The organism is Azospirillum sp. HJ39 (assembly GCF_041507355.1).
Taxonomy (GTDB): Bacteria; Pseudomonadota; Alphaproteobacteria; order Azospirillales; family Azospirillaceae; genus Azospirillum; species Azospirillum thiophilum.
This window is the reverse complement of sequence record NZ_CP167911.1, coordinates 275,828-301,905: the sequence shown is the minus strand read 5'-3', so window position 1 is coordinate 301,905 and position 26,078 is coordinate 275,828. Positions and strand designations below refer to the sequence as shown.

The window sequence follows — 26,078 nt, the reverse complement described above, 5'->3', positions numbered from 1 at the left end:
CGTCAGCACAAAGCACAGCTTTGTGCGAGAGCTTCGCGGGAGAGGGGATCTAGCGCAAGTTTGACCACATATGTGTGGTTGAGGAAGATGAAGAATGGTCGCATCCATGACTCTCCGCACCCTGCGCGCACAGGCCGAGGCGCGGCTGCGCGAGGCCGGCATCGACACGCCGGAGCTCGACGCCCGCTATCTGCTGGAACATGCGCTGACCCTCACCCGCACCGACTTCATTACGAAGGCGGAACAACCGATCCCGGACGACGACGCCGCCCGCGCGCTGGCGCTGGTCGAGCGCCGCGCCGCGCGGGAACCGGTGGGGCGCATCCTCGGCCATCGCGAGTTCTGGACCATCGACCTCGCCCTCAACCCCGACACGCTGGAGCCGCGGCCCGACACCGAGACGGTGGTCGAGGCGGTGCTGGCCGCCATTCCCGACCGGAAGGCGGCGCTGCGCCTGCTCGACCTCGGCACCGGAACGGGCTGCATCCTGCTGGCGCTGCTGTCGGAACTGCCGAACGCCCACGGTATCGGCGTCGATCTCAGCCCGCTGGCGGTCGAGGCGGCGGCCGGCAACGCCGCCCGCAATGGGCTGGCCGGGCGCGCCCGCTTCCAGACCGGCGACTGGGCCAACGGCATCGCCGACCGGTTCGACATCGTCGTCTCGAATCCCCCCTACATCCCCAGCGCCGACATCGCCGCGCTGGAGCCGGAGGTGCGGGACCACGACCCGCTCCGCGCGCTGGACGGCGGGCCGGACGGGCTGGAGCCCTACCGCATCATCGCCGCCGAACTGCCGCGCCTGCTGGTCCCCGGCGGGCTGGCCGCCTTCGAGGTCGGGCAGGGACAGGCGGAGCAGGTGGCGGCGCTGGTCGAGGCGCAGGGTCTGGCGGAAACCGCGATCCTGTGTGACCTGGGGGGGATAAAACGCTGTGTCCGGGCACGAAACGGCCTCTAAGCCGGCGGCCGGCCAAAAAAACGGTTGGATCGGCGGGCTTTGCCGGGTAGTGTGCGGTACACGACCGCGAACCTACGGCCTGCGGAGCATGATTCTCGGATGGTTTTCTGCCGAGCGCTGACCGCCATGGCCCGCCGCACGCGTTGCGGACGCGTCGTTTGAACCCCGTGAGCGACCCATGGAAACCGTCCATGGCAGGCTCGGTGGCCGGGCCGGTTGGCCGGATGGCCGCCGGAGCGTTCCGGGGGTTGCGCTTCTCTTGCATGGGGCCTTAAGAGCCGAATGAGACAGGGACCGAACTCCAGGCGTTCGCGTGGTCGTGGCAGCAGCAGCGGCGGCGGGAGCAGTGGCGGCGGCGGTGGCGGTGGGGGCGGCGGTGCCGGCCGGCGCCAGAACGTTCCGCTGCGTCACCAGACCTTCGACAGCAACGGCCCCGACGTCCGCATCCGCGGCAACGCGTGGCAGGTGCAGGAAAAGTATCAGGCGCTGGCCCGCGATGCGATGTCGTCCGGCGACCGGGTGCAGGCGGAAAACTACCTGCAGCATGCGGAACATTACCTCCGCATCATCAACCAGATCCAGGAATCGGAAAACCGCCAGCGCGGCGGCCTGCCGGTCAACGGCCACGGCCACCAGCCGCAAGGCTCGTCGCTGTCCGGCGACGACGACGAGTCCGAGGACGAGACCGACGGCGAGGAACGGGCGGCCGTCAACGCCTGAGTTCGGACCCCCGCCGCTCCGCCGGTCAGTCCAACGGGGTCAGTCCAACGGCGTGACCGGGTCGCCCACCGCGATCCGGCCGCCGCCGGTGACACGGGCGCGCAGCAGGATCTGGCTGTGGCCATAGCCGCGGTCCATGATCGTCGGCAGGCTGAGGTCGGCGACGCCGCTGTCCGGGTTGACATCGTTGCCGGGCGTGCAGTCCAGCGCCTCAACCACCTCCAGCACCGCACCGCCCACACTCAGCTTGCGGCCGATCCAGCCGCGTTCCGCCCACGGGTCGACGCCGTCCAGCAGCAGGTTGGCGCGCAGGCGGCGCGGGTCGACCGGCTGCTTGGCGATCCGCTCCTCCACGTCGCGCAGGCTGGCGAGATTCAGCAGGGTCACCGACGGCTCCTCGCAATCGCCGAAGGCGCCATGCCTCGCCTCGACCAGCCGGGGCATGCCGGGGACGATCCCGGCCAGATAGGCGGCGAAGAACTGCTCCAGCAGTGTGCGCCCCATCGGCTGGTCGAGCCGTCCGCGCGACACCTGCCGGCCGCCGCGCCGCACCACCAGCGCCCGCGTCTCCTCGTCGAACTCGGTCTGCAGGGCCGCCAGCCTCTCGCTGCGGTCGAGCGTGAAGAAGTCCGACGGCAGGCGCCAGCCCTCCGTCTCGGCATCCAGCGCGGCCGGGCCGTGCAGCAGCCCGTAGCGGCGGTCGAGCGGGATGGCCTGCCCCGCGGTCAGATCGGTGGCGGGAAGGTCCTGGCCGCTCATGCCCTTGACGGGATAGCGGCGGATGGCGGCGAGTGTGGTTTCCATTGCACTGCACAATGAGAGGGGCGGAGCATCCCTGTCAACCGATGCGGTGCCTGTTTTTCACGCTGCGGCTTCGGAAAGGCAGGCTCCGCTCCGCCGATCGATCTGGTGCCGCTACCAGCGTTCGGCGATGGGGCGCCGCCCGAGAAATTCCTCCAGCCGCCGCCCGGTGGCCGGCGACAGCCCTGCCGGCAGCCGGTCGAGCGGGAAGAAGCGCGCCTCCAGGATCTCCACCCCGTCGGGCTTCACGGTCCCGTGCCAGCCGGGCATGACGAAGACCGCCACATGGTCGCTGGCGCCGTTGCGGAAGCGGGCATAGATGCCCAGCGGCTGGGCGGGACGGTCGGCGACCAGCCCGGCCTCCTCCCGCAGTTCGCGCATCGCCGCGTCGGCCAGCGTCTCCCCCCGCCCGACGCCGCCGCCCGGCAGGTGCCAGCCATCGACATAGCTGTGCCGGATCAGCAGGACGCGCGGTCCGGCCGGGTCGGACCGGTCGACGACAATCGCCCGCACCCCCATGGTCAGCGGCCGCGCCAGCCGGTGCCAGGCCCCGCGCAGATGCCAGGCGAGCCGCAGCAGGCGACCGACGAACGGGCCGCCGGGGCTGAGCGAGCCGCCCGAGCTTTTCAATCTTTCCGGTTGTAGGGCTGAGGTTTCCTGTGTCATGACGGTTGGGTTGCCCCTTTCGCGATGTGGCCGCCGCTTCCCATGTTCGACATCGACTCCGCTATCGAGAAATTCCGCGCCAGCGGCAAGACGGACTTTCATGCTATGGCCGACAATCTGGCCTTCGAGGAGCGGATCTCCCCCGCCCGCCTTTCGGCCTACGGCGCGCATCCGGCCTTGACGCCGGAATGGGGCGAACACCACCGGGCCTATGTCGGCGCATGGATCAACCGGTCCGGCATGGCGTTGCCGGAAACCTTTGCGCCGGTCAACGCCCCGGCGCATCTGGACGCGGTCGAGGACAACCAGACGATCATCCGTCTGGAAGAGATCGATTGGAGGCTGGCGAGGAAGGGGATCGCTCGCGCCGACTTCCAGCGCTGGTGGGAAGTCGCCAAGGGCATCGCCGCCGCACCGCCTTACGAGGTCGAAGAGGCGCGTGAGGCGTTGGAGGATTTCGTCGAGGATTGGAACGGCGCGCGCGACAACCGCCCGATCTTCGCCGGCTTCGCCGACGAGGTGGGCGGCGAACTGGCGGCCACGGACTGGGCCGACCGCTTGCGCGACCGCTGGGGGCTGGGGCACCATGATCCGGCGGGCGGCAGGCCGATCACGGTGCTGCTGATGCGCTATCCGGTGTCCTTCGTCCGCCGTCACGCCGTCGATCCGTCGGCCGCGCCGTTCGCCCGCCCGACCGTGCTGGACGGGCCGCTCAACGACTGCTTCTTTCCGGCGCCGGGGGAATTGCCGTTCGGCCGGACGCTCGACCTGCAATCGGACAGCGGATGCGCACGGCACGTTGCCGAGATCCTGCATCAGCGTATAGATTATCGTGTCAGCCACATCGACCGGCTGGGGGCGATCCGGCAGGCCCGGCCAAGCGGAGCGACGATAGCGGGCTACTCCTTGAAAGCCCGGCGCAACGAACATCTTTTTTGCCTACGCTATCACAGCGGCCGTCACGATTTCGGACAGGACATCCCCGCGCATGTCGTCGATTGACACCACGGCGCCCCGCCCGGACCATCCCTGGCTGGCGGACTTCGAAGCGGCCCCGGCCGAGAGCTTCGACGCGGTGATTCGCGGCGTCGCGGTGCCCTTTCCCTACAGCCGCGGCGAACCGCGCGAGGCGCTGGCCCTGCTGTTCGGCGGGCTGGCGGAGCGCGATCCGCTGCGCGGCCTGCTCGACCGCAGCGTCGGCGCCTGGATCGATGCCCGGCGCCTGGACAAGCCGGCCTTCCGGGTGGCGTACGGCATCGACCGCTACGTGCAGGAGCTGTCGGACGCGCTGCATCTCGTCTACCGGCTCGAACTGGGTGGAACGGCACGGCGGCTGGCCGCGCATTATTTCGACTATCTGGTCTGGCTGCGCCCCTTGCGGCTGAATGGCGCGCGCGACCCGCTGGGCGAGTTCTGGACCGTGCTGGCCCGCAACCAGACCGACCGCCGTTTCCTGTCGCGCTGGTATCGGCTGTGCGACGAGGCCGGGCGGGACCGCTCCCGCCGCGGGTTCGGCAAGAGCGACATCGCCACCGCTCTGCTCGGTCTGCGCCGCCTGCCGGACGACGGGGAGGAGCCGGCGGCGCTCGACGCCGCGCTGGCCGGTCTGGCCCGCTGGGGGGCGCTGCTGGGCGCCCAGGACGCCGGACGCTTCCGCCGCCAGTGGCTGGCCTTCCGTGCCCTGTACCCGCGCGGTCCTGCCTTCTGGGCGGAGCATGTCCCGCCATTGCTGAAAGGCCACCAGGAACCCTTCGCCGACTGGTGGCGCGAGGGGCTGACGCTGCCGAAGACGGGCGGGGGAGGACGAGCGCTGCAAACGCCGCCTCTGAACGAGGTGCACGATGTTCTGAATCGGATCGGCGTGGAGCCGGTCGAAAAGCTGCGGCCCGACATCGAACGGCTGATCGCGCATCGGTTGCAGTACGCCGAAGCGACCGGCATATCCCATTTCGTGGTGCGCACCGCCTGCAACATCGGCGACCGCGTGTTGGCGGAGGCGCCCGACCTGACGCTCCGTCTGGCGCACATCGCGGTCCGCTGGGAACCGGAAAACCCCTTTGGCTGGACCCTGTGGAGCAAGGCGCTGCTGGCGCTCGGCCAGGATGATCTGGCCGAACTTCTGCTGTGGGACTGCATCCGCCGTTTCCCCGACAACGATGTGAGCCGCGCCGCGCTGGCGGAATTGCTGGGACGGACGGGACGGGAGGGCGAGGCGGAGGCGCTGTACCGCGCGACGATGGCGCGCTTCCCCGACGACGTGGTGAGCCGCGATGCGCTGGCGGACTTGCTGGGACGGACGGGCCGGGAGGGCGAGGCGGAAGCGCTGTACCGCGCGACGATGGCGCGCTTCCCCGACAACGTGGTGAGCCGCGCCGCGCTGGCGGACTTGCTGGGGCGGACGGGACGGGAGGCGGAAGCGGAGGCGCTGTATCGCGCGACGATGGCGCGCTTCCCCGACAACGTGGTGAGCCGCGATGCTCTCGTCCGTCTGTTGATCCGGCGGGGCCGGCCCGACGACGCGGAGCGGGCGATCCCCGACGTTGCGCGGCTGGATCGCAAGAGTGCCAACGCCTTGGCCGCCGCCCTGGCCCGTGCCCGTCGGGGCGAGGATCCGTTTCCCGAGCACGAAACCGCGGCCCCCCTTCGCGGGGCGGTGGCGGCCGACGACGCGGCCGAGCAGGCCGGCGATGACGGGCGGGTGATGCGGATCGGCTTCCGTCTCGGCCCGGCCCTGGCGCCTCTGGCCGAGGCCGAGCGTATCCGGCTGCGGGCGGCGGCGGCGGCCGACCTGTCCGCCATGCTGGAGCGGCGCCCCGATCATGCCGGAGCCGCGCTGCTGTCGCTGCGGCAGGACCGGGCGGCGGCCGAGGACCGGGCGGCGCGCTGGGCGCCGCTGGGCGCCGCCTTTCCCCATGACTACGGCTTCCGCCTCGATCTTGCCCGCCGGTTGGCGGACCGCGAGGCGATGGCCGCCCTGTTGGACGATTTCCCCCGGCGGGCGGCGGTGACGCGGCTGGCCCGCTGGCAATCCGGCACCGGCGATGCGCAGGACATCCACGCGGTCGCCGACTGGCTCGCCGACCATGGCGAGAACGATCTCAAATCCGATCCGATGGCCCTGTTCGTCTGGCACCGCCTGACGGACTGGATGAGGGATTCCGCCCGTCCGCTTGCCGACACGCTGGGCGCGCACGCGGAGGAACTGGCCCCCCTGCTGTCCGAGGCGGCGTTCGCAGCGACGCAGGAGGCGGTCCCGCTGGTCGCGTGAGTCCGGCCTTTCCGCTCCGATAGCCTTTCCGCGCCGATGGTCTTGTCCATCGCTCTTGCCCGATGGTCTTGCATGGCCTCACGCCCTGCCTACATCTCCGGCAGCATCCTTGAGGATCGCACTGTCATGTGGATCTGGTTGACCGGGCTGCCTCGCGGACGGTCGGCGGAGATGGGGGAAGCATCATGGATTTCGAGAAATACACCGAGCGCAGCCGCGGATTCGTGCAGGCGGCGCAGACCCTGGCCGTGCGCCGGGGGCACCAGCGCCTGACGCCGGAACATCTGCTGAAGACCCTGCTGGACGACAAGGAGGGCCTCGCCGCCAACCTGATCCGGGCGGCGGGCGGCGACCCGCAGGCGGCGCTGTCGGCGGTCGACGCCGAGCTGGACAAGCTGCCGAAGGTCGAGGGCAGCGGCGCCGGCCAGCTCTACCTGACGCCCGAACTCTCGCGCGTGTTCGAACAGGCGGAGAAGGTGTCCGAAAAGGCCGGCGACAGCTTCGTCACCGCCGAGCGCATCCTGCTGGCGCTCGCCATGGCCGACGGCAGCCCGTCGGCACGCGCGCTCAAGTCCGCCGGCCTGACGCCGCAGGCTCTCAACACCGCGATCAACGACATCCGCAAGGGCCGCACCGCCGACAGCGCCAGCGCCGAGCAGGGCTATGACGCGCTGAAGAAATACGCCCGCGACCTGACCGCCGCGGCGCGCGACGGCAAGCTCGACCCCGTGATCGGCCGCGACGAGGAGATCCGCCGCACCATCCAGGTGCTGGCGCGGCGCACCAAGAACAACCCCGTGCTGATCGGCGAGCCCGGCGTCGGCAAGACCGCCATCGTCGAGGGGCTGGCCCAGCGCATCGTCAAGGGCGACGTGCCGGAAGGGCTGAAGAACAAGCGGCTGCTGTCGCTCGACCTCTCGGCCATGGTCGCGGGCGCCAAGTACCGCGGCGAGTTCGAGGAGCGGCTGAAGGCCGTCCTGTCGGAAATCCAGGCCGCGGCCGGCGAGATCGTCGTCTTCATCGACGAGCTGCACACGCTGGTCGGCGCCGGCAAGTCCGACGGCGCGATGGACGCCTCCAACATGCTCAAGCCCGCCCTGGCGCGCGGCGAGCTGCATTGCGTCGGCGCCACCACGCTGGACGAGTTCCGCAAATACATCGAGAAGGACGCGGCGCTGGCCCGGCGCTTCCAGCCGGTCTTCGTGTCGGAGCCGACGGTGGAGGACACCATCTCGATCCTGCGCGGCCTGAAGGAGCGCTACGAGGTCCACCACGGCGTGCGCATCACCGACAGCGCCATCGTCTCGGCCGCGACCCTGTCCAACCGCTACATCACCGACCGCTTCCTGCCCGACAAGGCCATCGACCTGATCGACGAGGCGGCGAGCCGCCTGCGCATGGCGGTGGACAGCAAGCCGGAGGCCATCGACGAGCTCGACCGCCGCATCATCCAGCTGAAGATCGAGCGCGAGGCGCTGAAGCGCGAGTCCGACCAGGCGTCGCGCGACCGCCTGGTCGCCCTGGAACGCGAGCTGTCCGACCTGGAGCAGGAGTCGGCCGAGCTGACCGCCAAGTGGCAGGCCGAGAAGGACCAGCTCCAGGGCGCGCAGAAGATCAAGGAGGATCTGGAGAAGGCCCGCACCGAGCTGGAGACGGCGCAGCGCGACGGCAACTGGGGCCGGGCGGGCGAGCTGGCCTACGGCGTCATCCCCGGCCTGGAGAAGGCGCTGAAAGATGCCGAGGAGCATGCCAGCAGCCGCATGCTGAACGAGGAGGTGCGCGACAGCGACATCGCCGCGGTGGTCAGCCGCTGGACCGGCGTGCCGGTCGACAAGATGCTGGCCGGCGAGCGCGAGAAGCTGCTGGCGATGGAGGACAAGCTGCGCGGCCGGGTCATCGGCCAGGACGAGGCCATCGTCGCGGTGTCGAACGCCGTGCGCCGGGCGCGCGCCGGCTTGCAGGATCCGAACCGCCCGATCGGCTCCTTCCTGTTCCTGGGGCCGACCGGCGTCGGCAAGACCGAGCTGACCAAGGCGCTGGCCGAGTTCCTGTTCGACGACGAGACGGCGATGGTCCGGCTCGACATGTCGGAATATATGGAGAAGCACTCGGTCGCCCGCATGATCGGCGCGCCTCCAGGCTATGTCGGCTATGAGGAGGGCGGGGCGCTGACCGAGGCGGTGCGCCGCCGGCCCTATCAGGTCGTCCTGTTCGACGAGGTGGAGAAGGCGCATCCCGACGTCTTCAACGTGCTGCTCCAGGTGCTGGACGACGGCCGGCTGACCGACGGCCAGGGCCGCACGGTCGACTTCCGCAACGTCGTCATCATCATGACCTCCAACCTCGGCTCGCAGGCGCTGGCCGAACAGCCGGAAGGCGAGGACAGCGGCGCCGTCCGCGAGGAGGTGATGGAGGCCGTCCGCGCCCATTTCCGGCCGGAATTCCTCAACCGGCTGGACGAGATCCTGCTGTTCCACCGGCTCGACCGCCGGCACATGGGCGGCATCGTCAGGATCCAGCTCGCCCGCCTGACGAAGATGCTGGCCGACCGCGAGATCGCGCTGACGGTGGACGAGGCGGCGACCCAATGGCTGGCGGAGGCCGGCTACGACCCGGTCTACGGCGCCCGCCCGCTGAAGCGGGTGATCCAGCGCGAGCTGCAGAACCCGATGGCGACCCTGATCCTGGAGGGCCGGATCAAGGACGGCCAGACGGTGACGGTCGGGGCGGAAGGCGGATCGCTGACCATCGACGGCCAGCCGGTGGGCGGGCTGGTCCGCAAGGGCTGAGAAGACTCCGACGGGACGGCTTTGACGCCGGAAGGCCCTCCCCCGCCGCGGGGGAGGGCCTTTTGCGTTCCGGCGGAAGAGGGCGGACGGTGCCCACCGGCGCATGGCTCTGATGAGTTAGATACGGGTTTGTCGGGCCGCCGAACTGTGCGTATGATCGGCCTCGGTGTTTAACAAATCGAACACCTCCCGGCGGACCCCGAGGGGCGGCCGGGGGGTGCGAACCCGACAAGACCGAACAGGAAGACCCTCTCCATGACCGCTCCGGGCAGCACCGTCGGCAACTCCGCCGCCAGCCGCGACAAGGCCTTCGTCCTCCATCCCTACACCAACCTGCACGCCCATGAGACGCAGGGTCCGCTGATCATCGAGCGCGGCGAGGGCGTGCATGTCTTCGACGATGGCGGCAAGGACTACATCGAGGGCATGGCCAGCCTGTGGTGCGTCTCGCTCGGCTGGGGCGAGGAGCGGCTGGTGCAGGCGGCGGCCAAGCAGATGCGGCAGCTGTCCAGCTATCACATCTTCGGCCACAAGTCGCACGAGCCGGGCATCGACCTGGCGGAGAAGCTGATCGGGCTGGCGCCGGTGCCGATGTCCAAGGTGTTCTTCGCCAATTCCGGGTCGGAAGCCAACGACACCGCGATCAAGCTGATCTGGTACTACAGCAATGCGCTCGGCCGGCCCGAGAAGAAGAAGATCCTCTCGCGCCAGCGCGCCTACCATGGCGTGACGGTGGCGACCGCCAGCCTGACCGGCCTGCCCAACAACCACCGCGACTTCGACCTGCCGATCGCCCGGATCATCCATGGCGACTGCCCGCACCATTACCGCAACGCCCATGAGGGCGAGAGCGAGGAGGCCTTCGCCACCCGCCTTGCCGAGCAGCTGGAGGCGCTGATCCTGGCCGAGGGGCCGGACACCATCGCCGCCATGTTCGCCGAGCCGGTGATGGGCGCCGGCGGCGTCGTGGTCCCGCCCGCGACCTACTTCGCCAAGATCCAGCCGGTGTTGAAGAAATACGACATCCTGCTGGTCGCCGACGAGGTGATCTGCGGTTTCGGCCGCACCGGGAATTTCTGGGGCAGCCAGACCATGGGCATGCAGCCGGACATCCTGACCTGCGCCAAGCAGCTGTCGTCCGGCTATCTGCCGATCTCCGCCGTCATGGTGTCGGACGCCGTCTATCGCGCCTGCGTCGAGGAGAGCAAGAAGATCGGCACCTTCGGCCACGGCTACACCTACTCCGCCCATCCGGTGGCGGCGGCGGTGGCGCTGGAGACGCTGAAGATCTACGAGGAGCGCGACATCGTCGGCCATGTCCGCTCGATCGCCCCGGCCTTCCAGGGCCGGCTGAAGGCGCTGGCCGACCATCCGCTGGTCGGCGAGGCCCGCGGCATCGGCCTGATCGGCGCGGTGGAGCTGGTGGCCGACAAGGCGACTAGGACCCCGTTCGACCCGGTCGGCCGCGCCGGTGCGGTGGTCAATGGCCTGACCCAGGACAACGGCCTGATCGTCCGCGCCATGGGCGATTCCATCGCGCTGTGCCCGCCGCTGGTCATCACCGAGGCGGAAGTCCACGAGACCTTCGACCGCCTGACCAAGGCGCTCGACGCCGCGGTTCCGGTGCTGCGCGGCTAGTATCCCCTCTCCCCCCTTGAGATCCCCTCTCCCGGGACGGGAGAGGGGGATGGGCGGGGGGAAGGGATTCACCCCCGCCGCAGATGCATCTTGCCCAGCCCGCCCAGCGCGTCGAACAGCTGGCGGAACTGGGCGAGGAACTGGTCCCAGCCGATCTTCGCCGTCGGCTCGATGGCGGCGTGCAGGGTGCCGAGGCTGGTCTTCCCGTCGATCCGCGCCAGGATCGGGCCGGCCAGCCGGGGCAGCGGCAAGGCGACCACGCTGCCCATCAGGTCGAATTCCAGGCTGCCGCCCGGCGGCACGCTCTTCGCCACCGCCGCCCCGTCGAGGTCGCGCAGCACCGGCACGACCTCCGGCCCGTCCGGCACGATGCGGGCGCCCGCCAGATCGGCCGGGCGCAGCAGATAGGCGATGTGCTTGGTGAAGGCGCCGGTGATGCGCTCGGTCCAGGCGGCGCGCTCCAGCGGGCCCATCCCCTCCAGCCGCTTCAGGACGCGGGCGTCCTTGATCCACAGCGACGGCTCGTAGCGCAGCGGGTCGATCAGCGTCGCGATGGCGAGGCCGGCGCTCTCCGCCAGCTCCGCCAGCTGCGGCACGCTGTAGGGCCGGTCGCAGCTGTGCAGCAGCAGGTCGTAGAGGTTGGCGTCGGCCAGCCGGTGGTCGCCGATGTGCGGGTTGTTCAGCAGCCAGTTGGTCGGCGGCAGCGCCTGGATCAGCCGGCGGGCCAGCGCCACCTTCTCGGCCGGCGGCAAGCCTTCGGTCATGCCGCGCAGCGCCTCCTGCATCGGATAGACGCCGGTGCGGCCATAGGGGGCGTAGACCATGATGCCGATGCCGCCGCCGGGCGCCAGCGCGCCGGCCAGCGAGCGCAGGCCGGCCGCCGGGTCGTCCAGATGGTGCAGCACGCCGCAGCAGTCGATGTAGTCGAACGGCCCGGCCGCGGCCGCCAGCCCGTCCAGCTCCAGCAGCGACCCGCGGTGGAAGTCGATGTTGGTCAGCCCGCGCGCCCCGGCCCGCGCCTCGGCGACGGCGCGGCTGGCGTCGGACAGGTCGATATAGGCGATGCGCCCCGGATTGCCGGCATCGGCCATCTGCTGGGCCAGCATGACGGTGCCGTCCCCCGTGCCGCCGCCGGCCACCAGCACGCGCAGCGGCCTTGAATGGTCGATCCGGCCGCCGAAGACATGCTGGACCAGCTCGTCCAGATGGCTGGGCGAGCCGCTGATCAGGCGCTTGCCCTCGTCGGCCGGGTTGCGCGCCGGGTAGGGATAGGCTTCGTACTGGGCGCGCAGGGCGTCGATGCTCATGGTCGGCTGCTCACGGTCGGCTGCTCATAAGGAACGGGCGCGGCGACCATAGCACCGCGCCCGTCCCGCCTGCACCCATGCGATGGCGGACTTGCCCGATGGCGGTCCTGCCGGCGCCTCAGCCCGGCCAGCCCGCCGCCGGCCGCACCTCGCCCACCCTGGCGCCGGCGCGGTTCAGCAGCGGCGCGGCCAGCAGCTCCGGCACCCGCGCCCACTGCGCCTCGCTCAGCGCCCCGGTCGAGCGGATCAGGGCGGCCAGCGCCACCTCGCGGGCACGGGCGGCACCGTCCTCGATCTTCAGCGCGATGCCGATGCCCTGTTCCGGGATCACGGCGCAGCCGACCCCCTCGGCCCCGGCCTTGACCAGCACGGCGCCGCCGGCCGCCTCCATCAGCGCGGTGTCGAAGGTTCCGCTGCCGCCGATCAGGAAGGGATGCCGGCCCCAGGCAGCGGCGATGCGGGTGACGGCCTGCGCCCGCGCGTCCGGCAGGTCGACCGGGTCGGCGATGCGGGCCATGGCATAGGCGATGGCGCCCAGCGGGATGCCGACGGTCGGGATCGAACAGCCGTCGACGCCCCAGGGCGCGCCGAACAGGTCCTGGCCGGTCATCTGCTCCATCACGCCGAGGATGCGCTGCTGCACCGGATGCTCGTAGCGGACATAGCCCTTCAGCCGCTCGCGCCGGTGCTTCGCCGTGGTCAGGAAGCCGCTGTGCTTGCCGGAGCAATTGTTGTGGAAGACGGTCGGCGCCTCGCCGCGGCGGACCAGATCCGCGGCGGTGGCGGCATCGTAGGGGATCTGCGCCCCGCATTCGTAATCGTCCGCCGTCAGCCCGACCCGCTCGGCCCAGGCGCGCACCAGCTCCGTATGCCGCGCCTCGCCGTTGTGGGAGGCGCAGGCCAGCGCCAGCTCCTCGTCGCCCAGCCCGAAGGCGTCGAGCGCGCCGCTTTCGACCAGCGGGATCGCCTGCAGCGACTTGATGGCGGAGCGCGGGTAGACCGGCGCGTCGATGTCGCCCCAGCTGGCCAGCACATGGCCGCCGGCATCGACGATGCAGGCGCGGGCGCGGTGGAGCGATTCCACCAGGCTGCCGCGCGTCACCTCCACCGTGATCGGGCTTTCCGCCGGGCCGGACAGGTCGGCGCGCCCTTCCGCCCCATGGGCATGGGAATGGCCGTGGGAGTGGCCGTGGGCATCGCCGTGACGGTGGTGGTCCCCACCGCCGCCGCAGGACGAATGGTCATGGGTATGGTCTGTGCTCATGGCGGCGAGCTTGCCTCGGACGGGCGGCGGCGGCAAGCTCCCGCCCGGTCATTCGACGATCTTCATCCTCACCTTCAAAGTTGCGGGTTCTTCATGCGCGGTTATTTCGGAATCGGGGTGGAGCGGATCAGCAAGCCCGGCAATGTCGGCAACCTGATGCGCACCGCCCATGCCTTCGGCGCCTCCTTCTTCTTCGCCATCGATCCGGAACCGGACCTGCGCGAGACGAAGCTGGTCGACACCTCCGGCGCGACGCTGCACCTGCCGCTCTACATCCATGACCGGGTCGCCGACTTCACCCTGCCCAAGGACTGCGCGCTGGTCGGGGTCGAGCTGACCGACGACGCGGTCGAGCTTCCCAGCTTCCGCCACCCGTCGCGCGCCGCCTATGTGCTGGGTCCGGAGCGCGACAGCCTGTCGCCCGCCCTGCTGGCGCGCTGCGACCATGTGGTGAAGATCCCGATGTCCTTCTGCATCAATGTCGGCGTCGCCGGGGCGCTGGTGATGTATGACCGGATGATCTCGATGGGCCGCTTCGCCGAGCGGCCGGTCCGTCCCGGCGGCCCGCTGGAGCCGCCGGCCCTGCACAAGCACGGCAAGCAGATCATGCGCAAGGCCGAGCGCCGCCGCCGCATCCGCGGCGAACAGAAGCCGGCCGGAGACGACAGCGACGAGTAAGCGGTTCAGATCCGCAGGGGCTCCTGTCCGGCGACGGCGCAGAGGCGCTGCACCACGGCCGGCTTGGGCACCGCCACCTCCCCCTGCTCGAAGGCCACCACCTGGAGGGTGCCGCGCACCGCCTCCAGCAGCTCGCCCGGCCGCAGCAGGAAATCGGGGGAGGACGGCCGGCCGAAGCGGGCGTTGCCGTCGGCGAAGGTTTCGTAGATCAGCAGCCCGCCCGGCTCCAGCGCCGCCAGGATGGCGGGGAAGAGCGGCCGGTGCAGGTAGTTGGTGACGACGATCCCGGCGAAGCCGCCGCCGCCCGGCAGGCTGTCCAGCGGCCCGCCCTCCTCCAGGTCGGCCTCGAGCAGGGCGACGCCCGCGCTCCCTTCCAGGTCGGCGACGCCGCCGAGGTCGCGGTCGATGCCGGTGACGGGATGGCCGCGCGACCGGAACAGCCGCAGATGCCGGCCGCCGCCGCAGGCGAGGTCGAGCACGCCGCCGCCGGCGCGGACCAGCGGGGCGAATCGCTCCACCCAGGGCGAGGGCGGCGACAGGGGATGCGGAGTCGGCATGGTCGGGCTTCCCGTTCGGGGCTTTCCGGTGGCGGCCGGGGGACGATATCACAGGCGTCGCCGCGACCGGCGATCTTGCGGCGTTTGACGGCGCGGCCCCGCCGTGCTGAATTAGGTGGTTCCCCCGAGTCGTGCCGCAACCCGGATCGGCGTGCCGGGGCTGGTTTTCCTGCTGCGGATAAGTTGGGGCTTGTGGGGATATGATCCTCTTCGCGTTGAGATGCTCGGCCGACCACCGGTTCGAGGCGTGGTTCCGCAACGGCGCCGCCTATGACGAGCAGGCGGCGGCCCACCAGATCGCCTGCCCGATCTGCGGCGACACCGTCGTCGGCAAGGCGCCGATGGCCCCCCGCATCGCCAAGGGCGTCGCCCGGGCGGCCGACCGCGCCCGCGAGCAGGCCGAAGCGGCCTCGGCCGACGCCCCGGCGCCAGCCGGTCCCGCAGCCGCGCCATCCGCCGTCCCCGCCACCCTGCCGGTGCCGATTCCGGCGCCCATCCCGCTGCCCAGCGCGGCGGACATGGTGGCGGCGCTGCCGCCCAGCCTGAACGACGCCCAGCGCGAGGCGGTGGCCGAGGTGATGCGGCAGCTGACCGAGGTGCGGCGCAGCGTCGAGAAGAACTGCGACTATGTCGGCGACCGCTTCGCCGAGGAGGCGCGGCGCATCCATTACGGCGAGACCGATCCGCGCGGCATCTATGGCGAGGCGTCGGACGAGGACGTCGCCGAACTCCACGAAGAGGGTGTGACATTTCACCGCATCCCCTGGATTCCGCGCAGCGATTCCTAGGGGGCGGTGGCCGTCCCGCACCGGACGGATCCGGATGGCGGCGGCAACGATTCCCAAAGAAACCATTTGAAAAGCTGACGGTTTGCAAGGCGCGCCCGGAAACGGGGGCGCCTTTCGCGTCTCCGGCTACGGCCTTGCCGGCGCTTGGCTTTTCACGCTCCCCGGCCCTGCCGCCGCCCCGCCCCACCGACCAAGGTAGGGGGTGCGCCAAACAATGATCTGTATCAAACAATTGGGCAGGTCAAGGGCGTACGAATATCCAGGTGAAAACCCGGACGCGATCGCCCGGACGGCAAATTCCCGAGTGTCTCAAAGACCGTCGCACAATCGCCGGCACTCGATGAGGGGGACGCACATGAGTCAAAATGCACAACGGATTGTGAACAATCCAAAATTCCAGGAGCTGGTGGCGAAACGGTCCGCCTTCGCCTGGACTTTGTCGATCGCCATGCTCGTCATCTATTTCGGTTTCATTCTGCTGGTGGCGTTCGGGAAGGGCTTCCTTGGCACGCCGATCGGCTCCGGCGTCACGACCTGGGGCATTCCCGTGGGCGTCTTCACCATCGTCTCCGCCTTCATCCTGACCGGCATCTACGTCAACCGGGCGAACGGCGAATTCGACGAGCTGAACCGCCAGATCCTGGAGGAATCGAAGTGATGCGCGCCACCATCCGTCTCACCGCAGCAGCAGCCGCGGCCGGCGTGCTGGTTCCCGCCTGCGGCTATGCCGACGCCATCGGCGGCGCCGTGCAGAAGCAGGCGACGAACTGGTCCGCCATCGTCATGTTCCTGATCTTCGTGCTGCTCACGCTGGGCATCACCTTCTGGGCCGCCCGCCGCACCAAGTCGGCCAAGGACTTCTACGCCGCCGGCGGCGGCATCACCGGCTTCCAGAACGGCCTGGCCATCGCCGGCGACTACATGTCGGCGGCCTCCTTCCTCGGCATCGCCGGCCTCGTCTACGCGTCGGGCTTCGACGGGCTGATCTATTCGGTGGGCTGGCTGGTCGGCTGGCCGATCGTGCTGTTCCTGATCGCGGAGCGGCTGCGCAACCTCGGCAAATACACCTTCGCCGACGTCGCCTCCTACCGCTTCCAGCAGACCCCGATCCGCACCCTGTCGGCCTGCGGCTCGCTGGCGACCGTCACCTTCTACCTGATCGCCCAGATGGTCGGCGCCGGCAAGCTGATCCAGCTGCTGTTCGGCCTCGACTATCTGGTCGCCGTCATCCTCGTCGGCGTGCTGATGATCGGCTACGTCACCTTCGGCGGCATGCTGGCGACGACCTGGGTGCAGATCATCAAGGCGGTGATGCTGCTGTCCGGCGCCTCCTTCATGGCCTTCATGATCCTCGCCAAGTTCGGCTTCAGCCCCGAGGCGATGTTCAAGGCCGCGGTCGAGCTGCACCCGAAGGGCCTGGCGATCATGTCGCCCGGCACGCTGGTCACCGACCCGATCTCGGCGATCTCGCTCGGCATGGCGCTCATGTTCGGCACCGCCGGCCTGCCGCACATCCTGATGCGCTTCTTCACGGTGTCGGACGCCAAGGAAGCCCGCAAGTCGGTCTTCTACGCCACCGGCTTCATCGGCTACTTCTACATCCTGACCTTCATCATCGGCTTCGGCGCCATCCTGATGATCCTGGCCCCGGACGCCACCGGCGCCTATCCGTTCCTGACCGCGGCCCCGCTGGCCGGTGCCAAGGCGGTGATCGCCAACGTCATCGGCGGCACCAACATGGCGGCCATCCACACCGCCCATGCGGTCGGCGGCGACCTGTTCTACGGCTTCATCTCGGCTGTCGCCTTCGCCACCATCCTGGCGGTGGTCGCCGGCCTGACGCTGGCCGGCGCCTCGGCGGTTTCCCATGACCTCTACGCCTCGGTCTTCGCCAAGGGCCGCGCCAACGAGGCCGACGAAATCCGCGTGTCGAAGATCACCACCGTCGTCATCGGCATCGTCTCGATCGTGCTGGGCGTCGCCTTCGAGAACCAGAACGTCGCCTTCATGGTCGGCCTGGCCTTCGTCATCGCCGCCTCGGCCAACTTCCCGATCCTGCTGATGTCGATGTTCTGGGGCAAGATGACCACCCGCGGCGCGGTGCTGGGCGGCGGCCTGGGGCTGGTTTCGGCGATCGTCCTGCTGGTGCTGGGTCCGACCGTGTGGAAGGCCGTGCTGGGCAACCCGACCGCGATCTTCCCGTACGACAACCCGGGCCTGTTCTCGATCCTGCTCTCCTTCGCCGGCATCTGGTTCTTCTCGATCACCGACAACAGCGAGCAGGCACAGAAGGAGCGCCGCGACTTCGAGGCCCAGTACATCCGGTCGCAGACCGGCCTGGGTGCCGAGGGGGCGTCCGCCCACTGATCGAAGGCGGGTGGCGGGGAACGCGAGGAGGAAGGGAGGGGTTTGCGTCTCGCACCGCGCCCCTCCCCCCTTCGCAGCCCTGCCGCAGGCCATGCGGCGAATGGTCCGCATCGCCGATTGTCGCACCCGCTTCCGGCAGCCTGCCCGGCGGGTGTATCCTGGAAAGCGCCTCGGGAGCAGTCCCGGGGCGCTTTTTTTCATGCCCCGCCTTTTGGACGACGGAGCCCGCCCCGTGCAGCATGCGATGCCGACCGCCCCTTCCGGCCAGGGGTCTTCAGGGCCGGACTCTTCAGGGCCAGGCTCTTCAGGACCGGGCACCTTCGATTTCGGCCGGCCTCCCTTCGACCGCCTGACGGCGGACCAGCGGGCGATGCTGGCCGGCGCGCTCGACATCGCGCTCTACCCGCGCGATGCCGTCGTCCTGTGCCGGGAGGAGCCGGTCGACTCGCTGTTCGTCGTGCTTCGCGGATCGGTGCAGGAGCGCCGCGGCGGCGAGGTGGCGGCGGTGCATGGGCCGGGCGACCGCTTCGGCCTGCAGGCGCTCTACGGCGGCGCCGGCGGCAGGGCGGGAGGCGATGCCGATGCCGAGGGCACCGCCGCCCGCCGCTTCGTCGCGGCGGAGGAGTGCGTCTGCCACCTGATCCCGCGCGCGGCGCTGGAGGCGCTGGCCGCCGACAATCCGGAGTTCGGCGCCGCGATCCTGGGCGGGTTCGCGCAGCGCATGCGCGATCTGGCGGTGGAGCGCTCCAACCGCGAGATGGCGGCGCTGACCATGGCCCGCATCCGGCAGGCCCACCTGCACCCGCCGCTGTTCGTCGATGCCTCGGCCAGCCTGCGCGAGGCGGCCGAGGCGATGAAGCGCAACCGCGCCAGCAGCGTGCTGGTGCGCGGCGGCGACGGGCGCACCGGCATCCTGACCGGCACCGACCTGCGCGACCTGGTGGTGCTGGACGGCCGGCCGGTGAGCGATCCGGTCGGGCCGCTCGCCCGCTACGGGCTGCTGACGCTGGACCGCGACGACCTGCTGTTCAACGCGCTGGTGCTGATGACCCGCCATGGGGTGCGCCGCGTCGTGGTGACGGAGAACGGGGCCATCGCCGGGCTGCTGGGGCAGAGCGACCTGCTGGCGGTGCTGTCCAACCATTCCCAGGTCATCGGCGTGCAGGTGGAGCATGCGACCGACCCGGCCGACCTCGGCCGGGCCAGCCGCTCCATCGTCGAGCTGATCCGCACGCTGCACGCCACCGGGGTCAAGGTCGCCTTCATCGCCGACCTCGTGACCGAGCTGAACCGCCGCATCTTCCGCAAGCTGTTCGAGCTGCTGGCCCCGCCCGAGCTGCTGGCCAATTCCTGCCTGATCGTGATGGGCAGCGAGGGGCGCGGCGAACAGCTGCTGAAGACCGACCAGGACAACGGCCTGATCCTGCGCGACGGCTTCGACTGTCCCGGCCTGCCCGCCATCGCCGCCGCCTTCACCAGCCATCTGGTCGGGTTCGGCTATCCGCCCTGCCCCGGCAACATCATGCTGTCGAACCCGGACTGGACCCGGCCGCTCGCCGGCTACAAGGATGCGATCTTCGGCTGGATCCACCGCCCGGACGAGGCGGCGCAGATGAACCTCGCCATCTTCTACGACGCCGCCCCGGTGGCCGGCGATCCCGCGCTGCTGGCCGACGCCAAGGCCTATCTGCTGGGCCGGCTGCAAGACAACCAGATGTTCTTCACCCAGTTCGCCCGGCCGACCCTGTCCTTCGACACGCCGAGCGGCCTGTTCGCCGCCTTGTTCGACCGGCGCCGGGCGGAGCCGGTGGACATCAAGAAGGCCGGCATCTTCCCCATCGTCCACGGCGTCCGCGCGCTGGCGCTGGAGAAGCACCGGGCGGAGACCAACACGGTGGAGCGCATCCAGGTGCTGGCCGAGCTGGGGGCGCTCGACCGCAAGATGGCCGCCGACCTGATCGAGGCCTTCGCCATCCTGTCGACCATCCGCCTCAAGGCGCGTGTCGACCTGCCGGACAGGGAGGCGCCCGATGCCGAGGGGACCGAGCTTGCGATCGACAACCTCGTCCACCCGGACCGGCTGGGCAAGCTCGACCGCGACCAGTTCAACGACTGCCTGGCCCTGGTGAAGAGCTTCAAGGAACTGATCGCCCACCATTTCCGCCTGAACCATTGAGGCGGACATGGCTCAGTCAGACTCCCCCTACACCGACCGCCGCGAGCGGGTGGCGATCCATTGCGAGGCCACCGGCTTCGACCCGGAGACGGCCCGGCCGCTGACCTTCGCCGCCATCCGCATCCGCGGCCCGCGCATCCTGGCCGGCAGCGCGCTGCGGCTCTATCCCGGCAGCGACACCGGCATGGCGGAGGCCGGCGACCGCCTGCACGCCTTCATCGGCGACCGGCCGCTGATCGGCTATTACCTGGATTTCTCCATCGCCATGGCGGAACGGCTGACCGGCCGCCCGCTGCCCGACGAGCGGGTCGAGGTGTCCGGCCTCTATTACGACCGCAAGATCCGCAGCCTGTCGAAACAGGCGGTCGATTTGCGGCTGGACAGCATGGTCCGCGACCTCGACCTGCCGGTCCAGCCCGACGGCGCCTTCGGCATCGCGCTGGCCGCGGCGATGGCATGGCTGCGGCTGACGCAGGAGGGGAAGTAAAACCTCAGAAGCCCAGCCGCTCCACCCCGACGGCGCGGTCGTGGGTGAGGGACGGCACCATGGCGCGCGCCTCGGCCACGCGGGCGAGGTCGAGCTCGGCGGCGATGAATCCGACCTCGGTGCCGGCATCGGCCAGCACCTCGCCCCACGGCGCGATCAGCAGCGAGTGGCCGTAGGTCTGTCGGCCCTTGTCGTGGCTTCCGGTCTGGGCCGGGGCGACGACGAAACAGCCGGTCTCGATGGCGCGGGCGCGCAGCAGCGTGTGCCAGTGGGCGCGGCCGGTCGGCACGGTGAAGGCGGCCGGCACCGTCAGGATCGACGCCCCGGCCTGGGCCAGCGCCCGGTACAGATAGGCGAAGCGCACGTCGTAGCAGACGGTCATGCCGATGCCGCCCCACGGGCTGGCCGCCACCACCGCCCGCTCGCCCGGCCGGAAGGTCGCCGATTCGCGGTAGGATTCGCCGTCCTTCAGCGTGACGTCGAACATGTGGATCTTGTCGTAGGACGCGGCGATCCGGCCGTCGGCGCCGAACAGGTAGCTGCGGTTGGCCGCCCGCCCGTCCTCCAGCAGCACATGCAGGGTGCCGCCCAGGATCCAGGCCCCGGTTTCCCGCGCCAGATCGGCGAAGAAGGGCACGCCGGGATGCTCGGCCTCGGTCCGGATGCGTTCCATGGTCCTGTCGCGGCCCTGGACGATCCAGCCGACATTCTCCGGCAGGGCGATGAACTCCGCCCCGGCATCGCGGGCGCGGCGGACGAGGTCGCCCGCCGCCCGCAGGTTCGGCTCCAGCTCGGTGCCCGCGTTCACCTGGACGCAGGCGGCCTTCACGATGCCGGTTCCCGTCATGCGGCGCCCCTCATGCCGCGATGCCGAGCAGCGGGTCGAGCTTGCCGGCGCGGTCCAGCGCGTGGATGTCGTCGCTGCCGCCATAGGGCCGGCCGTCGATGAAGATCTGCGGGACGGTGGTCCGGCCCTCCGACCGCTCGATCATCTCGCTGCGGCGGCCCGGCTGGGCGTAGAGGTCGATTTCCTCGTATGTCACGCCCTTGCCGTCGAGCAGGCTCTTGGCCCGCATGCAGTAGGGGCAGAAGGGCGTGGTGTAGATGACGACGTCGGCCATGCCTGTGGGCTCCCGTTGGAGATGGAAGAACTATAGGGTCAACCCACCGGACGCGCCAGACGTTGCACCCTGCACCCGGCACCGGTCAGCCTTTCCCCAGGCCGGCCTTTCCAGCCGTCAGCGGCGCACCACGCGGGCCAGCGTCAGCACGTCGACCCGTGCCGCCCCGGCGCGCAGCAGCACCCGCGCGCACTCCGCCAGGGTGGCCCCGGTGGTCAGCACGTCGTCGACCAGGACCAGCCGCTGCCCGGCCACCGACAGGCCGGGACGCAGGCGGAAGGCGCCCCTGACGTTGCGGTGGCGGTCCTGCCGGTCCAGCCCGCCCTGGGTCGGGGTGGCACGGTGGCGTTGCAGCAGGTCCGGCAGGGCGGGAACGCCGCAGTGCCGCGACAGGGCCTGGGCCAGCAGCGCCGCCTGGTTGTAGCGGCGGCGGAACAGCCGGCCGCGGTGCAGCGGCACCGGCGCCAGCCGGTCGGCGTCCTCCAGCAGCTCCCGCCCGGTGCGGGCGAGCCAGACGCCGTAGGATTTGGCGGCATGGATGCGGTCGCCATGCTTGAAGCCCAGCATCAGCGGCCGGCTGCCGTCGTCATAGGCCAGCACGGCGCGGGCGCGGGCGAAGGGTGGCGGATCGGCGAGGCAGGAGGCGCACAGGCTGCCCTGCTCCGCCTCATACTCGAAGGGCAGGCCGCAGCAGGCGCACAGCGGCGCGGCGATGAAGGTCAGGCCGGTCCAGCAGCGCGCGCACAGGCCGCCCTGCCGGTCCACCCCCTCGCCGCAACTGAGACAGCGCGGCGGCAGCAGCGCGTTCAGCAGCAGGCTGGCCGCACCGGCGGCGGAGCGGCCCAGCCCGGCCAGCGGGGCGGCGAAGGCGGTCGGGATCGGCATGGCGGCGGCTCGCGTCCGGCTGGCGTCACTGCAGCATGGCGATGCGTTCGAAGATGATGCCGGTGTAGTCGCGCAGGGCCAGATAGATCGCCGGGCCGGTGACGAACAGGATCAGCAGCGTGGCGAAGAACTTGGTGTCCTGCTGCAGCGAGGATTCGTTGATGTTGGTGGCGCTCTGGAACAGCATCAGCACCGCCGACAGCAGGGCGGTGATGCCAAGCGGCGGCAGCGATATCTTCAGGATGACCATCAGCGCTTCATGGCTGACGGCGACGGCCTCGTCGATGCCCATGCGGTCGCGGTCCCGATCTGGAGAAACCTGCTTACTGTAGCACGGTTGCCGCCCGGCCGGGCTGGGGTATAGTGCGGCCATGACAAGCTCCGACAGCATGACCGTCTTCGACCGCGCGCTGGTCCGCCGCCGCCGCGACCGCGCCGTCGCCGAATTCACCGACCATTCCTTCCTGTTCGAGGAGATCGCCGACCGGCTGGCCGACCGGCTGGAGGACGTGCTCCGTCCCTTCCCGCTGGCGCTGGACGTCGGCTGCCACGACGGGGCGATGGGCCGGGCGCTCACGGGCCGCAAGGGCATCGAGCGGCTGGTCGCCTGCGACCTGTCGCCGGCCTTCGCCCGCGCCGCCCATGGTCCGGGCGGCCCGGCCGTCGCGGCGGACGAGGAGTTCCTGCCCTTCGCCCCCGGCAGCTTCGATCTGGCGGTCAGCAATCTCAGCCTGCACTGGGTCAACGACCTGCCGGGCGCGCTGGTGCAGATCCGGCAGGCGCTGAAGCCGGACGGCTTCTTCTGCGCGGCGATGCTGGGCGGCCAGACGCTGATCGAGCTGCGCCGCTGCCTCTACGAGGCGGAGATGGAGGTCGCCGGCGGCATCTCCCCGCGGGTGTCGCCCTTCGCCGAGATCAAGGATGCCGGCGGGTTGCTGCAACGGGCCGGCTTCGCCCTGCCGGTGGTCGACAGCGACACCATCACCGTCACCTATTCCGACGCCTTCGCCCTGATGCGCGAGCTGCGCGGCATGGGCGAGACGAATGCCGTGCTGGCGCGGCGCAAGGTGCCGGCCACCCGCGGGCTGCTGTTCGACGCCGCCCGGCGCTATGCCGAGCTCTATGCCGAGCCGGACGGCCGGATCCCGGTGACCTTCGAGGTGCTGTATCTGGCCGGCTGGTCGCCGCACGAAAGCCAGCAGCAGCCGCTGAAGCCCGGCAGCGGGCAGGTTCCGCTCGGCGACGCGCTGAAGGGCGGCGGTATCCACTGAGTGGGTATGAGTGCCTGGTTTACGCAACCAGCTTCCAGGCCATCCAGCCCAGCACCCCGGCGTTCACCAGCATGACCGCCGGGGCGGCGCGGGCGACCGTGGTCCGCCAGGTACGCCCGGCGACATGGCCGGCGAGCCCCACCGCCAGCAGGCTCGGCACCGTGCCCAGCGCGAAGGCCGCCATGCCGAGCGCCCCGGTCAGCGCGCTGCCGCTCGCCGCCGCCACCGCGACGGCGCCATAGAGCATCCCGCAGGGAATGAAGCCCAGCGCCATCCCCAGCCCATAGCCGCGCCAGCCGGTCGGATTGCCGAACAGCGGCCGGGCGAGCCGCGACACCCGCTCCCCCCACCAGCCCGCCGACCGCGGCCGGTCCCGGCCGAAGACGGGCAGTTTCGGCAACCAGGAGGTCAGGCTGCGCGCGGCATAGCCGAGGAAGAACAGCGCCGCCAGCGCCAGCAGCGCCACCGACAGCCAGCGCAGCCCCGGCAGCGCCCCGACATGGCCGGCGACCGAGGCCGACAGCGCGCCGATCAGCGCATAGCTCGTCGCCCGGCCGGCATGGTAGGGCAGCACGGCGGCGCCGGTCAGCCGGCGGAATTCCGACATCGCCGACAGCGGCACCCGCTCCAGCCGCGCCGACACCTGGGCCAGCACGAAGGGGCCGCACATGCCGGCGCAATGGGTGGTGCCGCCGACCAGCCCGGCGGTCAGCAGCGCCAGCAGCAGCCCGCCGTCGCGGTCGATGACCACGGCACACTGGTTCAGTCCGGCATCCAGCAGCGACAGGGCGTCCAAGGCGGGCCTCTCCGATTCGGTGGCTGGCCGATCCTAGCGGCGGATCGCGGTGGCGTCCCATGACGTGCGTCAATGGCGGGGGCACGCGGGCTGCGGTGTGGGGAAAAGCGACCGTGGCGGAAACGTGCCGGCTGACGGATGCCCCCTCCCCAACCCTCCCCCGCTTTGCGGTGGAGGGGGTAGGATGCTTGTCGGTGTGAGGCTATGCGACGAAGCGGCGGAGTTCCCTCTCCCGCGTGAGCGGGGGAGGGTTAGGGAGGGGGCAATCGAAGCCTTTGCTTCCCCACCGTGGTCGCTTAACCCCACGCCCCTCACGCCAGCAGGCGGGCGATCGGCGGGCGGCTGGGGTGGAGGACGACGCCGTCGTCGGCCGGCTCGACCTTGGCGTCGGGATAGGCCGCCAGCGCATATTGCAGGGCCTGGACGAAGCGCGGCTTGAAATGCTTCATCTGGTCGTAGCCGGCGCCGAACTGGGCGTAGAGCGACGGCCAGGAGATCGGCTGCGGCCGGCTCAGCGAATGCAGCCGGTAGGCCAGCCAGACATAGAGGTCGAGGCTGAGCGAGCGGTCCTTCAACTGCCGCACCGCCTCCTCCAGCAGCGGGACCGGATGGTCGCGCAGGGCCTGGAAGAAGGTTTCGTCGAGCTGGACCACGTCGTTCCACAGCGTGCCCTGGCGGTCGTCGCCGAGATCGTCGTGGAAGATCAGGCCGCGCTTGACGATGCCGCCCTTCTCGAACACGTCGGCGTTCTCGCCGTCCCAGAAGAATTTCAGCGTGCAGGCGGAGATGCGCAGCGACTGTTCGCGAAAGCCGCGGAAGGTTTCGCCGCCGACGCTGATGCCCATGCGGGTCAGCCAGTCGCGCATCGAGCGGCCGAGCTCGACCTCGCGCCGGCCGGTGCGCACCGCCTGGGTCTGCAGATAGATCAGGATCATCCGCGCCCGCGCGCCATAGGGCACGCCGAACAGCTTGACCTTGCCGTTCACCTTCAGCCGGCCGGGTTCGACCAGCAGCGTCACCTGATGGCCGCGCTTTTCCCAGGGGGCGTCGTCGGCCAGCTTCTTATGCGGCAGGCTGGTCAGGCAGAAGCCGCTGTAGGTGATGCCGAGATGCTGCTTCTCGTCCGCCAGGATGTCGGCGGCGATGTCGACCAGCGTCCGCTCCTCGGGACGGACCAGGGCGCGCGCCTTGTCCCGCCCATGTTCGATCACCAGCCTGTGGATGTCGCCCATCGCCGCCTCCCACCCGGATGTTGGGGCATCCTGGTGACCGGCGGGCGGCGGAGTCAATGTGGGGTTAGGCGACCGGGCTAGTCGACGCTTAGTTGTCAGGCTTATTAGTAGAGTCGCCGCTTGTCCCCATGGGGAAAGCCCGAGTCGCGCCGCTTGTCCCCACGGATCCGCCGCTTGTCCCCAAGGGGGCGGCGGTGGATGACGGGCCGCGGTCGCTTTTCCCCAAGGGCCCGGACGGGGCGACTCGGCGGCATTTCCGCGGAAGCGGGGGGGCATGCGGTCGCCTAACCCCACGCTCCCCCCGGACCGGGT

The 26,078-nt window shown here is 70.4% G+C and carries 24 protein-coding genes; 13 read left to right on the top strand and 11 right to left on the bottom strand.

Going from position 1 to position 26,078, the window contains the following annotated elements; all coding sequences use genetic code 11:
• Nucleotides 1–106 precede the first annotated feature (106 nt).
• Entirely contained in the window at nt 107–955 is an 849-nt protein-coding gene (prmC, locus tag ABMY26_RS14865) for a peptide chain release factor N(5)-glutamine methyltransferase (protein WP_372398029.1), read from the top strand.
• A gap of 282 nt (nt 956–1,237) precedes the next feature.
• Entirely contained in the window at nt 1,238–1,675 is a 438-nt protein-coding gene (locus ABMY26_RS14860) for a DUF4167 domain-containing protein (RefSeq protein WP_372398028.1), read from the top strand.
• A gap of 39 nt (nt 1,676–1,714) precedes the next feature.
• On the opposite strand, the gene ABMY26_RS14855 is transcribed toward ABMY26_RS14860, so the two are convergent.
• Together ABMY26_RS14855 and ABMY26_RS14850 are read right to left on the bottom strand one after the other, a co-directional pair.
• Complete coding sequence (locus ABMY26_RS14855) at nt 1,715–2,479, bottom strand: MOSC domain-containing protein (RefSeq protein ID WP_372398027.1); 765 nt, start codon at nt 2,477–2,479, stop codon at nt 1,715–1,717.
• Nucleotides 2,480–2,590: 111 nt separating this feature from the next.
• The gene (locus tag ABMY26_RS14850; RefSeq protein WP_372398026.1) at nt 2,591–3,106 is read right to left on the bottom strand and encodes an NUDIX domain-containing protein; all 516 of its coding nucleotides are present in this window, start codon (nt 3,104–3,106) and stop codon (nt 2,591–2,593) included.
• A gap of 141 nt (nt 3,107–3,247) precedes the next feature.
• Here ABMY26_RS14850 and ABMY26_RS14845 point away from each other — a divergent pair, with 141 nt between their 5' ends.
• From ABMY26_RS14845 to ABMY26_RS14830, 4 genes are all read left to right on the top strand, one after another.
• Nucleotides 3,248–4,144, top strand: a complete 897-nt coding sequence (locus tag ABMY26_RS14845) for a hypothetical protein (RefSeq protein WP_372398025.1) — start codon at nt 3,248–3,250, stop codon at nt 4,142–4,144.
• A complete protein-coding gene (locus ABMY26_RS14840) occupies nt 4,131–6,410 on the top strand; it encodes a hypothetical protein (RefSeq protein WP_372398024.1) in 2,280 nt (759 codons plus the stop codon). Before ABMY26_RS14845 ends, ABMY26_RS14840 begins: the two co-directional genes overlap by 14 nt.
• A 185-nt stretch (nt 6,411–6,595) precedes the next feature.
• Nucleotides 6,596–9,199: an ATP-dependent chaperone ClpB gene (gene clpB / locus ABMY26_RS14835; RefSeq protein WP_372398023.1), complete on the top strand. Its 2,604-nt coding sequence runs from the start codon at nt 6,596–6,598 to the stop codon at nt 9,197–9,199.
• A 255-nt stretch (nt 9,200–9,454) separates the two neighbouring features.
• Nucleotides 9,455–10,837, top strand: a complete 1,383-nt coding sequence (locus ABMY26_RS14830; RefSeq protein ID WP_372398022.1) for an aspartate aminotransferase family protein — start codon at nt 9,455–9,457, stop codon at nt 10,835–10,837.
• Between the two features lie 68 nt (nt 10,838–10,905).
• Here the strand turns inward: ABMY26_RS14830 and ABMY26_RS14825 are convergent, their stop codons facing one another.
• Nucleotides 10,906–12,144 (bottom strand): class I SAM-dependent methyltransferase, encoded by a 1,239-nt coding sequence (locus tag ABMY26_RS14825; protein ID WP_372398021.1) that lies wholly within the window; start codon nt 12,142–12,144, stop codon nt 10,906–10,908.
• Nucleotides 12,145–12,262: 118 nt separating this feature from the next.
• Nucleotides 12,263–13,408, bottom strand: a complete 1,146-nt coding sequence (locus ABMY26_RS14820; protein WP_372398020.1) for an asparaginase — start codon at nt 13,406–13,408, stop codon at nt 12,263–12,265.
• 93 nt (nt 13,409–13,501) lie between these two features.
• On the opposite strand from ABMY26_RS14820, the gene ABMY26_RS14815 reads away from it, so the two are divergent.
• The gene (locus ABMY26_RS14815; protein WP_372398019.1) at nt 13,502–14,086 is read left to right on the top strand and encodes an RNA methyltransferase; all 585 of its coding nucleotides are present in this window, start codon (nt 13,502–13,504) and stop codon (nt 14,084–14,086) included.
• A gap of 5 nt (nt 14,087–14,091) precedes the next feature.
• On the opposite strand, the gene ABMY26_RS14810 is transcribed toward ABMY26_RS14815, so the two are convergent.
• Nucleotides 14,092–14,643, bottom strand: coding sequence for a class I SAM-dependent methyltransferase (locus tag ABMY26_RS14810; protein WP_372398018.1), 552 nt, complete (start codon nt 14,641–14,643; stop codon nt 14,092–14,094).
• 200 nt (nt 14,644–14,843) lie between these two features.
• Here ABMY26_RS14810 and ABMY26_RS14805 point away from each other — a divergent pair, with 200 nt between their 5' ends.
• From ABMY26_RS14805 to ABMY26_RS14785, 5 genes are all read left to right on the top strand, one after another.
• Entirely contained in the window at nt 14,844–15,431 is a 588-nt protein-coding gene (locus ABMY26_RS14805; protein ID WP_372398017.1) for a DUF1178 family protein, read from the top strand.
• Between the two features lie 355 nt (nt 15,432–15,786).
• Nucleotides 15,787–16,089, top strand: coding sequence for a DUF485 domain-containing protein (locus ABMY26_RS14800; protein ID WP_045581453.1), 303 nt, complete (start codon nt 15,787–15,789; stop codon nt 16,087–16,089).
• On the top strand, nt 16,089–17,798 hold the full coding sequence (locus ABMY26_RS14795; RefSeq protein WP_372398016.1) for a cation acetate symporter: 1,710 nt from the start codon (nt 16,089–16,091) through the stop codon (nt 17,796–17,798). Before ABMY26_RS14800 ends, ABMY26_RS14795 begins: the two co-directional genes overlap by 1 nt.
• 232 nt (nt 17,799–18,030) lie before the next feature.
• Nucleotides 18,031–19,974 (top strand): DUF294 nucleotidyltransferase-like domain-containing protein, encoded by a 1,944-nt coding sequence (locus ABMY26_RS14790; protein ID WP_372398015.1) that lies wholly within the window; start codon nt 18,031–18,033, stop codon nt 19,972–19,974.
• Nucleotides 19,975–19,981: 7 nt separating this feature from the next.
• Nucleotides 19,982–20,461 carry a DNA polymerase III gene (locus ABMY26_RS14785; RefSeq protein ID WP_372398014.1) on the top strand — a complete coding sequence of 160 codons (480 nt, stop codon included), beginning with the start codon at nt 19,982–19,984 and terminating at the stop codon, nt 20,459–20,461.
• A 4-nt stretch (nt 20,462–20,465) separates the two neighbouring features.
• Here the strand turns inward: ABMY26_RS14785 and ABMY26_RS14780 are convergent, their stop codons facing one another.
• From ABMY26_RS14780 to ABMY26_RS14765, 4 genes are all read right to left on the bottom strand, one after another.
• Entirely contained in the window at nt 20,466–21,308 is an 843-nt protein-coding gene (locus tag ABMY26_RS14780; protein ID WP_372398013.1) for a carbon-nitrogen hydrolase family protein, read from the bottom strand.
• Between the two features lie 10 nt (nt 21,309–21,318).
• A complete protein-coding gene (gene grxC / locus ABMY26_RS14775; RefSeq protein WP_045581450.1) occupies nt 21,319–21,582 on the bottom strand; it encodes a glutaredoxin 3 in 264 nt (87 codons plus the stop codon).
• A gap of 117 nt (nt 21,583–21,699) precedes the next feature.
• Nucleotides 21,700–22,467: a ComF family protein gene (locus tag ABMY26_RS14770; RefSeq protein ID WP_372398012.1), complete on the bottom strand. Its 768-nt coding sequence runs from the start codon at nt 22,465–22,467 to the stop codon at nt 21,700–21,702.
• A gap of 25 nt (nt 22,468–22,492) precedes the next feature.
• Nucleotides 22,493–22,759 carry a flagellar biosynthetic protein FliQ gene (locus ABMY26_RS14765; RefSeq protein WP_372398011.1) on the bottom strand — a complete coding sequence of 89 codons (267 nt, stop codon included), beginning with the start codon at nt 22,757–22,759 and terminating at the stop codon, nt 22,493–22,495.
• A gap of 79 nt (nt 22,760–22,838) precedes the next feature.
• Here ABMY26_RS14765 and ABMY26_RS14760 point away from each other — a divergent pair, with 79 nt between their 5' ends.
• Nucleotides 22,839–23,738, top strand: a complete 900-nt coding sequence (locus ABMY26_RS14760) for a methyltransferase domain-containing protein (RefSeq protein WP_372398010.1) — start codon at nt 22,839–22,841, stop codon at nt 23,736–23,738.
• A gap of 19 nt (nt 23,739–23,757) precedes the next feature.
• Here ABMY26_RS14760 and ABMY26_RS14755 read toward each other — a convergent pair whose 3' ends face one another.
• Together ABMY26_RS14755 and ABMY26_RS14750 are read right to left on the bottom strand one after the other, a co-directional pair.
• Complete coding sequence (locus tag ABMY26_RS14755) at nt 23,758–24,534, bottom strand: sulfite exporter TauE/SafE family protein (RefSeq protein WP_372398009.1); 777 nt, start codon at nt 24,532–24,534, stop codon at nt 23,758–23,760.
• Nucleotides 24,535–24,845: 311 nt separating this feature from the next.
• Nucleotides 24,846–25,766 carry a replication protein RepA gene (locus ABMY26_RS14750; protein WP_045581446.1) on the bottom strand — a complete coding sequence of 307 codons (921 nt, stop codon included), beginning with the start codon at nt 25,764–25,766 and terminating at the stop codon, nt 24,846–24,848.
• Between the last annotated feature and the right edge of the window lie 312 nt (nt 25,767–26,078).